Origin of the sequence: Filimonas effusa (assembly GCF_004118675.1) — a bacterium.
Classification (GTDB): Bacteria; Bacteroidota; Bacteroidia; order Chitinophagales; family Chitinophagaceae; genus Filimonas; species Filimonas effusa.
Map to the genome: position 1 here is coordinate 1,421,294 of NZ_SDHZ01000001.1, position 14,621 is coordinate 1,435,914.

Consider the following 14,621-nt stretch of genomic DNA (forward strand, 5'->3'; position numbering starts at 1 on the left):
TAGGATGCCATAACAGCCTTACAGGCTTTTACCGTGGTCGCACGATCTGCTTTAGCGTTAAGAGGATCAGGCGTAATAGCCCTGCTATTACTATTACCCCCAATTGTACAATACCCTCGAGCAGACGGGTAAGTAGTTTCATCAAACGATCGTTGCTGCGGCGCCTGCCTTGCTCTGCAACGGGGCTGCCGTATACCTGTAATGGATTTCCTTCTAAGTTCATAGTTTAAGATTATCAAAAGGTGTGCACTTTTTTTTACGGATTAGTTCAGCATCCTTTTTGTGAACAGAATCTTCAAATTAATACTATGCCGAAGAAAATACCTGCAAGAGACAGCATTCATCCTCAACCGGACGACAAGCGTGCTGTTAACCCAAGTAACGCTAAAACTGAAAGCCTGGCGCCGTTTACAGAAGACCCTACCAATGAACTGATGACGACCAACCACGGAGTTAAGATCAATGATGATCAGAACACGCTAAAGGCGGGAGAAAGAGGCCCTTCCCTGCTGGAAGACTTCATTTTCAGGGAGAAAATGACACATTTTGATCATGAACGCATACCCGAGCGCATTGTACATGCGCGTGGTTCCGGAGCCCATGGCGTGTTTAAAGTTTATGAATCGCAAAGCGCTATTACCAAAGCTGCGTTTTTACAGGACCCTACCGTTGAAACACCTGTGTTTGTAAGATTTTCTACTGTTGCAGGCTCACGTGGTTCTACAGACCTGGCGCGTGATGTACGTGGCTTTGCAGTAAAATTCTACACTACAGAAGGCAATTTTGATCTCGTGGGTAATAATATGCCCGTTTTCTTTATCCAGGATGCGATGAAATTTCCCGACCTGATACATGCGGTAAAACCTGAGCCCGATAATGAGATACCACAGGCGGCTTCTGCACATGATACTTTCTGGGATTTTATTTCTTTAATGCCAGAAAGTACCCATATGATTATGTGGCTGATGAGTGACCGTGCTATTCCAAGAAGTTACCGGATGATGGAAGGATTTGGTGTTCATACTTTCAGGCTCATTAATGCCGACGGCGAATCGCATTTTGTAAAATTTCACTGGAAGCCACTGTTAGGCGTGCACAGTGTAGCCTGGGATGAGGCGCAGAACATTTCGGGTAAAGACCCTGATTTTCACCGACGCGATCTGTGGAATGCCATTGAGAGCGGCAATTTCCCTGAGTGGGAACTTGGCGTACAGGTTGTTCCGGAAGCCGATGAGCATAAGTTTGAATTTGACCTGCTGGACCCTACCAAGATCATTCCCGAAGAACTTGTGCCGGTACAACGCATTGGAAAACTGACACTCAACCGTAACCCGGATAATTTCTTTGCGGAAACAGAACAGATCGCTTTTCACGTGGGACATATTGTACCGGGTATCGACTTCACGAATGACCCTTTATTACAAGGCAGACTGTTTTCTTATACAGATACCCAATTACTACGCCTTGGCGGTCCTAACTTCCAGGAAATACCCATCAACAGGCCTATCGTAGAAGTACATAATAACCAACGTGACGGGCATATGCGCCAGACCATCAACAAGAGTAAAACCAGCTACAATCCCAATTCTTTAGGAGGTGGCTGCCCTTTCCAGGCCGGCAAATTGCAAGGAGGCTTTACCTCTTATACCGAAAGAATTGATGCGCATAAGATCCGGGAGCGGAGCCGCAGTTTCTTTGATCATTTCAGCCAGGCAAGACTCTTTTTCGAAAGCCAGTCAGAACCAGAGAAAGAACATATTGCGCAGGCGCTGTCATTTGAACTCGGCAAAGTACAAACAGTAGCTGTAAGGGAGCGTATGCTACACATTTTGTTCCATGTAAATAAACATCTTGCTGCTCAGGTTGCCTATGCTTTAGGTCATCATATACCCAAAGACAGTTCAGCGCCCATGAACCAGGGTGTTCCTGCCGATGGGGACCCGGAGCATTATGTTCCTATTATTAAAGACAGCCCGCTTGCTGTTTCAGCAGCATTGAGTATGGCGAATACCGTCAAGGACAATATCCGGACAAGACAGATTGCCATTCTGGCGGCAGACGGTGTTGATGAACAGTCGTTAAAGACCGTAAAGAATGCATTGATCGCCGAAGGCGCCGTTGTTGAAGTAATTGCTCCCAGACAAGGTTTTATATTATCAGAGAATGATGAGCAGATACCGGTAGATAAAAGTCTGCTTACCGCTGCATCGGTATTTTACGATGCAGTTTATGTACCAGGAGGAACGAATAGCGCCGCTACACTGGAAAGCGAGGCAGAGGCCATTCATTTTCTAAATGAAGCTTTTAAACATTGTAAAGCGATTGCTGCTGACGCCAGTGCTATCCAGGTAATTGAGGCGACCTATTTTGCGAAAAAGCTTCCGCCTGATTTCAGCAGGGAATCGGTCCTTACCGAAGGAATTGTAGTGGAGAAAAATGCCAAGCAACTTGCGTCGCTGTTTATAGATGCTATTAAGCAACATCGTTTCTGGGAGAGAGAACGTCCGAGGAAAGTTCCAGCGTAATCTGTTTTACAGGAAAGCTATTTTCAAGAAAACAAGCTGCCGGCAGGCAGCTTGTTTTCTTAGCAGCGTTCTATCGGGCGTTACTGAGATATTGTTTTATAAGCTGTGTAACAACAGGCGCTGCTACCTGAGCGCCAAAGCCTCCGTTTTCTACAAGACATACAATAGCAATGCGCGGTCGCGAACGTGGGGCAAAGGCAGCAAATACGGCATGATCCTTCTCTCCTTTTCCATTTTCAACAGTACCCGTTTTACCACAGATCTCCAGACCATTGACGCGGGCATTATAGGCAGTTCCCGCTTTTGTATTTACTGCTTCATACATTCCGCGATGCACTAAGTTCCAACTACTATCGGGCAAGACAAAAGCGTTGATCTTTTGATGACCTGCCAAAAAGCTACTACCCGGGATTCCTGCGATACTATCTACGATATGTGGCTGATAGAACCAACCCTTTCCGGCAACAATAGCAATAGCATTGGCCAACTGTAATACTGTGGCGCTTACCTCGCCCTGGCCTATTGCATTTGATAAAATGGTACAACTATTCCACCCTGAGCGGTACTTCAATTTATACAGGGTAGTATCAGGAACCATTCCTGCCTTTTCGCCCGGCAGATCAATACCTGTACGCGTACCGAATCCGAAATGCTTTATCAGTTCGGCCCACTGTGAAAGCCCTGATCCGGGAAAGGGTCCTATCATTTTCCGGAACAGATCGGCAAAATAGCTGTTGCAACTAATCGCCAGTGCTTTCACCAGGTTAGGCTGGTGGGCACCTTCGACATGGCATTTGGGTTTTGGTGGATTGCCGCACAACGTATAACTACCCTTGCAAACAAACGTAGTATAGGGATCGGCCACTCCCAGCTGCAAAGCAACCAGAGCCTGGAACAATTTAAAAGCTGAGCCGGGAGCGTTGTAACTGCTGATAGCCCTATTTAACAGAGGTTTATCTTTGTTCAGCCTGAGCGCGGGATAATAAGCATTCCGATCCAACGCCAGCTTAACAGGACTATAAGCAGGGCTACTTATCATGGCCAGGATGCCCCCTGTCTGAGGATCTATAGCAACAATGCTTCCTCTTTTACCCTGCATCAGCTTTTCTCCCATCAATTGCAAACGAAGATCTATTGTAGTATAAAGGTCTTTCCCTTTTTCGGGCATGACGTCCAAAGAACCTGCCGCCCATCGTTTTGAAGGCGTGTTCCTGTGATCGCAGGTCCAAAACTGCAGTCCTGTTGTGCCACGCAGAAAATGATCGTAGCTTTCTTCGAGTCCCGTTTCGCCGATACCGCCTGCTTTGATGTATCCGAGCAGGTGAGCGGCTGTATTAAAAGGATAATGCCGTACAGGCCTTTTCTTTAAAGAGAATGCGGGTTGCAGTTCCGGAAGTTTTTTTTGGAAAATACGGGTGATCTCTTTAGAAAGCAGGCCTTTAAAAGGGGCCGGCTGATCGCTTGTTCTTTTTGGCAATGGCTGTGCAGGATCGGACCAGTTACGTGCGTACTTCAACCGGTCGCGAAATTCCTTCCGGCTTATTTTCAACAAACTGCAGATGATAGCTGTATCCTGTTGCTTTACTTTTCCCGGGCGTACCATCAAGTCATAAAGAATGGAATCGGAGGCGAGCATCTTACGGTTGCGATCGAATATCGTTCCTCTTTGCGGGATATTATGAAGTGCGCATACCGAATCACTGGGATTATGCCGGATATACGGTAGCAGATCCGTTATGGGAAAGGAATAGTCCTGGCTCAGGATATCGGACGAAAGCAATAATTGTAGTAACAGGAGCACACTCAGCGACCATCTTTTTTTCATACCTAAAACCAGCCGTATGTTTGTTGATTTAGCGTTGTGCAGCAAATATATAATAAAGCATTAACCTGCGAAGCCACGAGTCAGCGAAGACTTTCCACACAATTTTTTAGCAGCAGGATGCTTTTAGTCATTTCCTCCTGATTGAGATGCCCAAAGCCCAATCGCATGGCGGTAAGGTTTTTCTGCTGGTAAAGTAAGGTGCGAGGAACGAATAATCCCTTTCGGGCTGATTCCTGGCTTAGTTTCAGTAAATTAACCGGTTCTTTCCATTGCGCCCATATAGCCAGTCCTCCTGCGGGTAATTTGAAAGAAAGCTGTTCACTAAAATGTTCCTGCAGCAGGAGTGCAAAATTGTCGCGGCGTTCCTTGTATACCAGGACCGATTTTTTCAGATGCCTGTGGATCTCTCCTTCGCGGATCATTTCTGCCAGCACCTGTTCGACAAGAATATCGCCCTGCCTGTCTATAATGCCCAGGTATTTTCTCATTTCCGCCATCAGGTTTTCGGGCGCCACAATGAAGCCGGTACGAAATCCCGGCGCCAATGATTTTCCAAAGGCGCCAACATATACTACCATGCCGCTGGTATCGGCACTTGCCATGGGCAAAACCGGCTTTTTATCGTAGCGAAAATCGAAATCGTAATCATCTTCCAGCACAATAAATCCGAATAGTGAGGCCAAGCGAAGGACTTCGATGCGCCGTCCGGCACTTAGCGTTATGGTAGTGGGGTAATGGTGATGGGGCGTAAGATAAAGCATACGTATGGGCTGCTGCCGGCAAAGCTGTTCCAGGGCTTGTACATCGATGCCTTCCTCATCCATTGGGATGGAGCAGATCTTAGCGCCTGCTTTCTGAAAGATCATGTTGACAGAAAAATAGCTCAGATCGGCCACCACAACCGTATCGCCTGGTTCGAGCAGGATCTCGGAGATGATATAAACACTCATTTCCGTGCTGCGGGTGATGAGCAGGTTATTTTTCGAGATATGCAATCCTCTTGACAGGTTGAGGTAGTGAGAAAGATTTTCTTTCAAAAACTCACTTCCATCCCTGTTGTAATACCCCATTTTACGATAATTGCTTTTACGCTTAAGGTTTGAGCTGTATAGACGTGAAAGCAAATCGGTTTGCGTAAGTCTTATATCGGGGATGCCGTCATTAAAGACATATTCACAGGTAGCATGCTCAAAAGGGTTATCAAGCAGGTTGGATTGTTTAAAGCTAAAGCCTGTTTTCACAGGATATCCATTTAAAGCGGCTTTAACGGGAGAGGCAATGCGCTGTGCTTTTCCTTCCTCTACCCCTACCACAAAAGTACCCTGATTGGGACGTGATTGAACCCAGCCCTGTGCCTCCAGTTCTTCGTAGGCGGCAACAACTGTTCTCCGGTGGACCTTCAACAACTCACTCAATACCCTGGATCCCGGCAATTTTGTTGCTTTCGGGAGGTAGCCCCGCTGAATGGCATTGATCACCTGGTGGGCTATCTGCATATAGACAGCCGTAGCCGACTCCCTGTCGAGGAGGATAAAACTAAGGTAAGGAACTTCAACCGGACTACCCATAAACTAAAAACTGGCACAGTTACATGATCCGGCAAGATAATAGTTTTGGTTAAAAATAAGAGAGATGCAGGACCTATTAAGTAAAATCGTTGGAGATGACGAGCTGCACGCCAGGTGGTTAAACACGCTTTCATTTATGGAAAATGCGGGCGCCCGAAAGATCTCGGCATGCGAGGCTACGGAGGAAGTGAGCCTTATGCAGCTAAAACATGCCGCCGAGGAGCATCGCCATGCTTATTACCTTAAAAAGCAGATAAGCAAGCTGTCTGACCAGCTTTGTGCTACCTACCGGCCGCAGGAGCTGCTTGCCGCCTATGCCACCCGGCGGTACTTACACCGACTGGATGTGCAGGTGTGCCGTTATCTTAAACAAAGATTAGGATTGAGCGGTCAGTTGCTTAAAGATGCAGCGTACCTGCTGGTTACCTATGCCATAGAAGTTCGTGCGGATGCTTTATACCCGGAATACCAGCAGGTGCTTAGTGAAGCCGGACATAAGGTGACAGTAAAATCGATTATCCTGGAAGAGGAAGGGCACCTGGAAGAAATGCTGGCCCAGTTACGCTTGTTTTCGGACATATGGGAACAACACGCCTCCATAGCGCAGCAACTGGAACAGGCGTTGTTTACCGAATGGTGGCTTGCTGTGACACAGGAAACAGAACACCCTTCCTATGCATGAACATCTCACCTTCATGTCGCAATTGCTCCTTAACCGGGTTGAACGGGGTAACCAGAGAAAACTGAAGGCGAACGATTGCCGCATTGACTTTTTCTCGAATGATTACCTGGGTTTTGCGGGAGACCCGGCATTTCAGCAGTTGATATGGGAAAACGTTAAGAGGTGTCCGGCACAATTAACAGGCAGTACCGGATCGAGGTTAATCAGTGGCACTTCCCGAGCAACATCAGAGACAGAGGCATCGATAGCCCGTGAACATGGCGTTGAAAGCGCCCTGCTTTTTACTTCGGGTTATACTGCAAACCTGTCGTTGTTTTCAAGCCTGGCTCAGCGCGGGGATACTATACTGGTGGATGAATATATACACCGTTCCGTGCACGATGGCTGTATGCTTTCCATGGCGCAAAAATGGAAGTTTCAGCATAATGATCTTTGCCATTTAGAAACGTTATTAAAGAAAGCCAAGGGGAAATGCCTCGTAGCGGTAGAAAGCCTTTATTCGATGGAAGGAGATTTTGCTCCATTAAAAGAACTGGTTTCAATTACTGAGCGCTATGGAGCCGCATTGATCATAGATGAGGCGCATGCCTTCGGAGTTTGGGGTTATGGCCTGGCAACTCAGCATCAATTGCAGAACCGGGTGCTTGCTACTGTAGTTACTTACGGTAAAGCAATGGGATTACATGGAGCGGCTATATTAACTCAACAGCTCACCAAAGACTACCTCGTTAACTATGCAGCTCCCTTTATTTACACCACAGCACCTGGCGACCTGGCAGCAGTGAGTATAAGCCTGGGATATGATCATTTGAAGCAAAATACAACAGCCAGCGCCTGCTTACAGGAAATAATTAAACAATTCCGGAACGCTGCTTTGACAACTAAGTCTATGGCTGGCAGTCCTATCCAGGTAATAGAACATTATTCACTGCAACAACTGGAAGAATTACAGACAGCATTGGCCGCTGAAGGAATGGCGACCTACCTGGTAAAAGCGCCATCTGTTAAAGCGGGTTCTGAACGCATACGCGTTTGCCTGCATGCCTTTAACAGTGAAAGAGAAGTAGCGCTGCTGACCAGTATCATAAAACATTACCTGTAAGGTTACTCCTATTAACGCCAATAAAAAGATGAAAGAAGCTTTAAAACTATTTGTAAGCGGCATAGGAACTGGTGTAGGCAAAACCATTTGCGCCGCTATTTTGACGGAAGCGTTTGAGGCTGATTACTGGAAGCCTGTGCAGGCCGGGGATCTGGATCGGTCTGACAGTATGCGGGTTCAAGCGCTGGTGAGTGAAGACCGTATTATTCACGAGGAGCGTTATCGTCTTTCGCTGCCGGCATCTCCCCATAAGGCAGCCCGTATAGAAAATTTACAACTACAGCCAAGCGAATGGCAATTACCGGCAACCCATCGTCCACTTATTGTAGAAGGTGCAGGCGGCTTGCTGGTTCCCTTAAACGACCATTATTTTATGCTTGACCTCATAAGCCAATGGCAACTTCCTGTGGCGCTGGTTGCGCGTGATTATCTCGGATGCATTAATCATACGTTGTTATCTATTGCGCTACTTAGCGCGAGGCATATTTGTATGCCGCTATTTATATTCAACGGTTGTTTTGATGCAGATGCCAAACGCGTTATAAGTCTTCAGCTCTCACCGGGAACCAAGGTATTAGAGATACCGGATATAGAAAACATTGATCGTGCAGCCATTCAGCAGCTCGTAAAAACACTCCACCTATTTTAAGATCATGACAAAAAGAAATGAACCCAGAACAAACTGGACAAAAGAAGAAGTAAGTTCAATTTATCATCAGCCCTTACTGGAACTGGTATTCCAGGCAGCAACCGTTCACCGGCAGTGGCATGACGCTTCTTCGATACAGGTAAGCACCCTGTTATCTGTAAAAACGGGTGGTTGCCCGGAAGACTGTTCTTATTGCGGGCAGGCTGCGCGCTATCATACCGACATCAAGGTGCAGGCCTTATTGCCTACAGAAACGGTGCTTTCACATGCCAGGCAGGCCAAAGATGCCGGGGCGCAAAGGTTCTGCATGGCGGCTGCCTGGCGGGAAGTACGGGATAACCGCGATTTTGACCGCATACTCGAGATGGTAAAGGGAGTGAATGAAATGGGATTACAAGTATGCTGTACGCTGGGCATGCTAACAGAAGAGCAGGCGCAGCGTCTTCGTGAGGCAGGTTTATACGCCTATAATCATAACCTGGACACTTCATCGGAGTACTATGAAGCAATCATTTCAACCCGACAATTCGACCAACGGATGAATACGCTGGATAATGTACGAAAAGCAGGTTTATCGGTATGTTCGGGCGGCATTATAGGATTAGGAGAAACAGACGAAGACAGGATATCGTTACTGCTAACGCTGGCTACCCTGCCCGAGCACCCCGAATCGGTACCCGTGAATGCGCTGGTAAGAGTAAAAGGAACACCACTGGAAGCGCAGCCTAAAGTAAGCGTATGGGAAATGGTTCGTATGATAGCCACCGCACGTATCATCATGCCTGCCTCCATGGTAAGGTTAAGTGCGGGGAGAATAGAAATGACCGAAGCGGAGCAGGCATGGTGCTTTATGGCCGGCGCCAATTCTATTTTTACAGGCGAACGGAAAACACTTTTGGTTACGCCTAATCCTGCTATATCGGAAGATATGGAAATGTTTATGCGACTGGGATTAAATGCAGCCGTTGCCCAAACAAAAACATCATGCGAACAAGCAGTTTAGCAGCCAGGGACGAGCGGGTAAACTGGCATCCTTACACGCAAATGAAAACAGCCTCGCCTGTTATACCGATAGTACGCGGGGAGGGCACCTATTTGTTTGACGAGCAGGGGAAACGTTATATAGATGCTATTTCATCGTGGTGGGTAACACTGCACGGTCATGCGCATCCGTATATTGCCAGCCAGGTATCCAAACAACTACATACGCTTGAACATGTGATATTTGCGGGTTTTACCCACAGGCCTGCAATAGAGTTATCCGAGCGGCTATTGTCATTGTTACCGGGTAACCAGCGTAGAATATTTTACTCCGACAATGGGTCTACGGCTGTAGAGGTAGCCTTAAAAATGAGCATCCAGTATCATTTTAACAATGGCGCCAGGAAGTTGAAGGTGCTGGCTTTGAGAGACGCTTATCATGGTGATACATTCGGGGCTATGTCGGTAAGCGGGCGCAGCCGGTGGACGGTGCCTTTTAATGATCTGCTATTCGAGGTGGTATTTATCGACAGACCTTCTGTCACCAACCTGGCAGCCATAAAACAGGTAATAGATGTTTACGCGGAAGCGGTGGCCTGTTTCATTTATGAGCCACTGGTGCAGGGAGCCGGCGGCATGTTAATGTATGAAGCCGATGTACTTAGCCAGCTTATGCTTTATTGCCGGCAAAAGGGAATATTACTGATCCAGGATGAAGTTTTTACAGGATTTGGACGTACGGGTCAATTATTTGCCGCCAATCATTTAACTGAGCAGCCTGATATCATGTGCTTTTCGAAAGGGTTAACCGGAGGTACTATGGCTATGGGAGTTACCAGTTGTTCGGAAATGCTATATGAGGCGTTCTATTCAAGCGACCGTTACAAGACCTTATTTCACGGGCATTCTTTCACGGCTAATCCATTGGCCTGTGCGGCTGCACTGGCCAGCCTCGACCTACTGGTTAACGAGAGTACACAAGATAATATTCACCGGATATGCCGGCAGCATGCTCATTTTATCGAGCGCATACGGCAGCATCAAGGAATTGGTGTTACCCGACAATGTGGCACTATCGTGGCTTTAGAGCCGAAGGAGAGCGAGGGTACGGGTTATTTTTACAAAGACCAGCAGCGTTTATACCATCAATTCCTTTCTAATGGCGTATTGCTGCGCCCGCTGGGGAGTGTAGTTTATATTGTACCGCCCTACTGCATCAGTCCTGAAGACCTGGATCTTGTTTATGAGGTTATTGAAACAGTCATCACGCAATAAGCGAGAGAGGATGGCTCATAAATAAAATCAGCCGCCGAGAGTTGCTTAAACGGGGAGCTTCTCTGCCAGGGATCCGAATGAAAGGAGGCTGTATCGCACTTATGATACGGCCTCTTTTACATTGCAGCGCTCTACTTTGGAAGCGCAGGCATCAAAACGGTCCGTTCTTCCATCTGGGCCGGCATACCCGCCTATTTACGGGTGTCATCGCTGCAATACTAATCGCCTATGTGTTCTTTAGGCAGACATTAGATAGCAGAGGAGACGAGCGATGCATTGCTAATAGTGTTAGCAGTTTTTTTTTACAAAAGATCTTTTGCTAAAAAAAAGATCTTTTTCAAAGAAGCTTTAAAGAAGCTTCTGAGATGCTTTAGAGAAGCTTTAAGGGTGCTTTCTCAAAAATGAGCTTTTTTTTAGCAAAATAGTATATGCTCCATTGAGGCTCCCAATAAAAGAGGGCGGTTTCATAGGTAAAATTAGCCGCCGAGAGTTGCTTAAACGGGTATCCTTCTCCATGGGGGGGCCGAAAGAACGAGGCCGTATCGCATTTATGATACGGCCTCGTTTCTGTGTATGTATTGGGGGTAGCAGGATTAGCAGCGAGAGCAAGCCTTTACGGCTGGTTCATTTGTGTTATTTATACTGTTCTGTTTTTTTATTATAATAATCCTGCATTACAAAGAATGCCTTTTTCTTAATTCCCCAGCTGGAGATCAATCCTTTCCTGTTAAAGAAGTCCTGGATGTTTGGAAGCTGGCGGCGGGGAGACCTGAAGTCGACAAGGATCCAGGGTGACAGGCCTGATAAACCATCTATTTTCTCCAGCATTTCGAGGTTACGGATGTATAATTCTTCCTGGTACTCTTCGTTCCATTTGGCAGTTTTATCGCCATGTAATCCCTGCAGGGCTTCACCGCCAAATTCGCTGATGATAACGGGTTTGTTATAAGGTACCTCCCATTTCATTTTTCTTGCATCTTCGTTGGAAGCACGGTACCAGCCGATGTATTGGTTAAAGCTGATAACGTCGACAAAAGTGTTCATGTTATCTTCGAGGCGGTTCAGGTTGTTGGCGTCTTTTGTAACTTCCATAGCCATGCTGATAAGCCTGGTATCATCCTGTTTACGTGCATAAGTGGCCAGTTTGCCCAGGAAGCGGTCGCGTGGTTCGCTATGCGGCGTTTCATTGGCGATAGACCAGATGATGACAGCACTACGGTTTTTATCGCGCCGGATCATATCGTGCAGTTGTTGCTGTGCATTGGCGTAGGTAGCTTCGTTTTCCCAGGAAATAGTCCAGTAAACAGGAATCTCCGACCAAACCATGATACCCATTTTTTCAGCCTGGCGGACCATATTCTCGCTATGCGGATAGTGCGCCAGCCGAACGTAGTTACATCCCATTTGTTTTGCCCATGTAAGCAAAGTTGTTGCGTCCTCTACGGAGTGTGCGCGGCCACGTGCATATGGCGCTTCTTCATGAATACTCACACCACGCAGGAAGATCTTCTTTCCGTTCAGGAGAATTTCCCTGCCTTTAGTTTCGATATTACGGAAGCCAATGTTATCCTTTATTACTTCGCCTTTCGCAGTTATCACCACCTCATATAATTTCGGATTTTCGGGAGACCAAAGTATGGGATTGGCGGTTAATTCGAAACTGGCTTTGCCTTCGGCATTAGTAGTAAGCGTTTGCTTTACTTTGAGCTCGGGGATTTCAACAGTTACTGACTGAGCGGCTGTTGCCGTATTAAGCTTGATCCAACCAGGGATAGTGTTTGCGCTACCTTTCTTCAGTTGCACCGTGTAATCCTCTACAAAAGTATCGGGAACACTTGCCAATAATACATCGCGAGTGATGCCTCCATAGTTCCACCAGTCGAAGTTTTGCGTGGGAACAAAGTCTTTTCCCCGTTTGTTATCGACTTTCACCACCACGAAATTTTCGCCGTCATTCAGGACATCGGTGATGTCGAAGTTAAAGGGAGTATAACCGCCCACGTGCGCACCTACCAATTCGCCGTTCACATATACTTTGGCGTCGTAGTTAACAGCGCCGAAATAAAGAATATTTTTTGTGCCGGATTGTTTTTTAAACTGGAAGTCCTTTTTAAACCAAACCGTTCCTTCATAGAAGAACAGTTGTGGATTTTGCATATTCCAGTCGCCGGGGATATCCATTACAGGAGAAGCGTCGAAGCTATATTCCACCAGGTCGGATGGCGATTTAGGTTTTTTATTTTCAAAGAAACCGCCTTTTGTATGGGGTTGCAGCCGATAGTCGTAGTAGCCGTTCTCGAGCGGGTCTACGATATAGTTCCATTTACCGTTCAGGGTCATATGCTGGCGTGCATAAATGTTAGCTACCAATGGAATTTCTTTGGCCAGCAGGCTGCCGGATAACAGGAAGGTAAGGATTAGCGTCAGTATTCTCTTTGAAAGTGCCATATCAATCATTTTTAGCTTTTAAAACTTATCTATTCTATTTGCGTGACAGCTTCTTATTGCTGTGTTTTATCGAAGTAGCTGATCAGATTATAGGTGTTTGTATTAACGATCTTCATTTGTTCCAACAACGGAGTGTAGGGGCTAAAGTACCTGTCGACAACGCCTTTATTGGAGTCCCTGTTCGAGGGATCGGTCGTTTTATCTTCCGGATCGTTATCCATATATTTGAACCAGTGCCATCCCACGCAGTTTTTGTTACGCAGCAATCCGAGCGTAAAATTCTGATAAAATATGCCACGATCTTTCTGAGAATGTACCAGCCATCCTGCACCGGTATTGTTAGGCAGCCCGGAATCCACGGCTTTGGTGTACCATTCCGTGATAATTACCGGTTTGCCGGACCATGCCGCCCAGTTATCGAAGATCTGCTGATCGGGTTCCCATTTGCGGTAATGATTTACAGAGATGATATCCATATACCTACCTGCTACTTTAAAGATCTCGGGATTACTTAGTTCCTGTCGTTCTTTATCCTGGTTAAAACGGCATCCCAGGTAAAGATGATTAGGATCGGCTTTCCGCAGCGCTGTAACCACTTTTTTCATGTATGTATCGAAATAAAAAGCGGTGAAAGCAGCCCTGTCTTCATCGGTGATATCGTTTACTGTAGCGTTATTTCCTTTGCGCTGTTTCAACCATTTTTCGGCGGCGATATAGCCCTGTTCTGTTTTACCCAATTTTGTGAGGTGGCGGTCGAGCGCATCGAACACCCAGGGCAATTCGTTGTCGGTGAAGTATCCCAGCAGGTATTTATCGTTCTTATATTTTGCTATCGGTTTAACCGCTTCTACGATATAGTTATCGAATTCTTTATCGAAGACCATCGCCAGATCGTAACGATAGCCCTGCCACCCGGCTTCTTCATATTTGCCTCCGAATTTCTTCAGATGATCTTTATGATATGCGCCCATAGGAGAAATGATGAGTGTGTAAACCAGAGGTTGTTTTTGCTGGCGCAGCAGGTCTACATTGGTCCATGCCCCGGCGCCGTTAAAACCATAACCTTTCAGCATATCAGAGGACTGCTGCACCCAGGAATCGAGCGTTCCGAATTTATGCTGAAAGGTTTGTTTCTGTTTTTCCGATTTGCCGGGATTAAATGCCACAACAGCTTTATGAATATAAGGATAACCATCGGGATCTATAATCCACCACCGGTCTTTTACTTTCTCTGTTCTGAAGAAGCCTGTGGCTTTAGCTCTCCAGTCTTTCCATCCACCATATCCGGAGGTTGGTGGTTCCTTCCGCTGTGTAAAGCCAGGTAAGGTATTCACAGTATTTGCCTCATACTTTGACCAGACAGAATCCTTATTGTCTTTCCTGGATTCTATGAATAGTTTTCCTCCATACTGTGCTTTACATCCGGCCAGACAGATGGCCAGTAATGCGGCGGGGATTGATACAATGTACTTCATTTTCAAGATATCGGCTTTAGATCAAACAACACCGGACGTACTCTCCTTACCTGTAGCGCCAGGCAAGGGTTCCCCTACTCTTCCCGGATCT

At 46.6% G+C, this 14,621-nt stretch carries 11 protein-coding genes; 6 read left to right on the forward strand and 5 right to left on the reverse strand.

From position 1 onward, the window contains the following. Nucleotides 1-28 precede the first annotated feature (28 nt). Nucleotides 29-223: a hypothetical protein gene (locus ESB13_RS05205; protein WP_129001956.1), complete on the reverse strand. Its 195-nt coding sequence runs from the start codon at nt 221-223 to the stop codon at nt 29-31. Nucleotides 224-308: 85 nt separating this feature from the next. On the opposite strand from ESB13_RS05205, the gene ESB13_RS05210 reads away from it, so the two are divergent. Further along, a complete protein-coding gene (locus tag ESB13_RS05210; RefSeq protein WP_129001957.1) occupies nt 309-2,525 on the forward strand; it encodes a catalase in 2,217 nt (738 codons plus the stop codon). A gap of 70 nt (nt 2,526-2,595) precedes the next feature. Here the strand turns inward: ESB13_RS05210 and ESB13_RS05215 are convergent, their stop codons facing one another. Continuing rightward, the gene (locus tag ESB13_RS05215; RefSeq protein ID WP_129001958.1) at nt 2,596-4,350 is read right to left on the reverse strand and encodes a peptidoglycan D,D-transpeptidase FtsI family protein; all 1,755 of its coding nucleotides are present in this window, start codon (nt 4,348-4,350) and stop codon (nt 2,596-2,598) included. A gap of 80 nt (nt 4,351-4,430) precedes the next feature. Then, on the reverse strand, nt 4,431-5,918 hold the full coding sequence (locus tag ESB13_RS05220) for an aminotransferase-like domain-containing protein (RefSeq protein WP_129001959.1): 1,488 nt from the start codon (nt 5,916-5,918) through the stop codon (nt 4,431-4,433). Between the two features lie 64 nt (nt 5,919-5,982). Between ESB13_RS05220 and ESB13_RS05225 the strand changes: the two genes are divergently transcribed. The 5 genes from ESB13_RS05225 to bioA are packed head-to-tail and all read left to right on the forward strand — an operon-like array spanning nt 5,983 to nt 10,607. Further along, a complete protein-coding gene (locus tag ESB13_RS05225) occupies nt 5,983-6,600 on the forward strand; it encodes a hypothetical protein (protein ID WP_129001960.1) in 618 nt (205 codons plus the stop codon). After that, nucleotides 6,593-7,702, forward strand: a complete 1,110-nt coding sequence (locus ESB13_RS05230) for an aminotransferase class I/II-fold pyridoxal phosphate-dependent enzyme (RefSeq protein ID WP_129001961.1) — start codon at nt 6,593-6,595, stop codon at nt 7,700-7,702. The genes ESB13_RS05225 and ESB13_RS05230 overlap by 8 nt, the downstream gene beginning before the upstream one ends. Nucleotides 7,703-7,730: 28 nt before the next feature. Continuing rightward, on the forward strand, nt 7,731-8,351 hold the full coding sequence (bioD, locus tag ESB13_RS05235; protein WP_129001962.1) for a dethiobiotin synthase: 621 nt from the start codon (nt 7,731-7,733) through the stop codon (nt 8,349-8,351). Nucleotides 8,352-8,355: 4 nt separating this feature from the next. Then, the gene (gene bioB, locus ESB13_RS05240) at nt 8,356-9,354 is read left to right on the forward strand and encodes a biotin synthase BioB (protein WP_129001963.1); all 999 of its coding nucleotides are present in this window, start codon (nt 8,356-8,358) and stop codon (nt 9,352-9,354) included. Next, the gene (gene bioA / locus ESB13_RS05245) at nt 9,336-10,607 is read left to right on the forward strand and encodes an adenosylmethionine--8-amino-7-oxononanoate transaminase (protein WP_129001964.1); all 1,272 of its coding nucleotides are present in this window, start codon (nt 9,336-9,338) and stop codon (nt 10,605-10,607) included. Before bioB ends, bioA begins: the two co-directional genes overlap by 19 nt. Nucleotides 10,608-11,240: 633 nt before the next feature. On the opposite strand, the gene ESB13_RS05250 is transcribed toward bioA, so the two are convergent. Both ESB13_RS05250 and ESB13_RS05255 read right to left on the reverse strand, forming a co-directional pair. Continuing rightward, on the reverse strand, nt 11,241-13,055 hold the full coding sequence (locus ESB13_RS05250) for a glycoside hydrolase family 2 protein (protein ID WP_129001965.1): 1,815 nt from the start codon (nt 13,053-13,055) through the stop codon (nt 11,241-11,243). A gap of 53 nt (nt 13,056-13,108) precedes the next feature. Further along, on the reverse strand, nt 13,109-14,530 hold the full coding sequence (locus ESB13_RS05255; RefSeq protein ID WP_181955286.1) for a hypothetical protein: 1,422 nt from the start codon (nt 14,528-14,530) through the stop codon (nt 13,109-13,111). Nucleotides 14,531-14,621: the final 91 nt, after the last annotated feature.

Bases quoted from the DNA above. Each gene is read 5' to 3' on its own strand.
- ESB13_RS05225 (WP_129001960.1), top strand. From the start codon at position 5,983: ATGCAGGACCTATTAAGTAAAATCGTTGGAGATGACGAGCTGCACGCC.
- ESB13_RS05255 (WP_181955286.1), bottom strand. From the start codon at position 14,530: ATGAAGTACATTGTATCAATCCCCGCCGCATTACTGGCCATCTGTCTG.
- bioD (WP_129001962.1), top strand. From the start codon at position 7,731: ATGAAAGAAGCTTTAAAACTATTTGTAAGCGGCATAGGAACTGGTGTA.
- ESB13_RS05220 (WP_129001959.1), bottom strand. From the start codon at position 5,918: ATGGGTAGTCCGGTTGAAGTTCCTTACCTTAGTTTTATCCTCCTCGAC.
- ESB13_RS05230 (WP_129001961.1), top strand. From the start codon at position 6,593: ATGCATGAACATCTCACCTTCATGTCGCAATTGCTCCTTAACCGGGTT.
- bioB (WP_129001963.1), top strand. From the start codon at position 8,356: ATGACAAAAAGAAATGAACCCAGAACAAACTGGACAAAAGAAGAAGTA.
- ESB13_RS05250 (WP_129001965.1), bottom strand. From the start codon at position 13,055: ATGGCACTTTCAAAGAGAATACTGACGCTAATCCTTACCTTCCTGTTA.
- bioA (WP_129001964.1), top strand. From the start codon at position 9,336: ATGCGAACAAGCAGTTTAGCAGCCAGGGACGAGCGGGTAAACTGGCAT.
- ESB13_RS05215 (WP_129001958.1), bottom strand. From the start codon at position 4,350: ATGAAAAAAAGATGGTCGCTGAGTGTGCTCCTGTTACTACAATTATTG.
- ESB13_RS05205 (WP_129001956.1), bottom strand. From the start codon at position 223: ATGAACTTAGAAGGAAATCCATTACAGGTATACGGCAGCCCCGTTGCA.
- ESB13_RS05210 (WP_129001957.1), top strand. From the start codon at position 309: ATGCCGAAGAAAATACCTGCAAGAGACAGCATTCATCCTCAACCGGAC.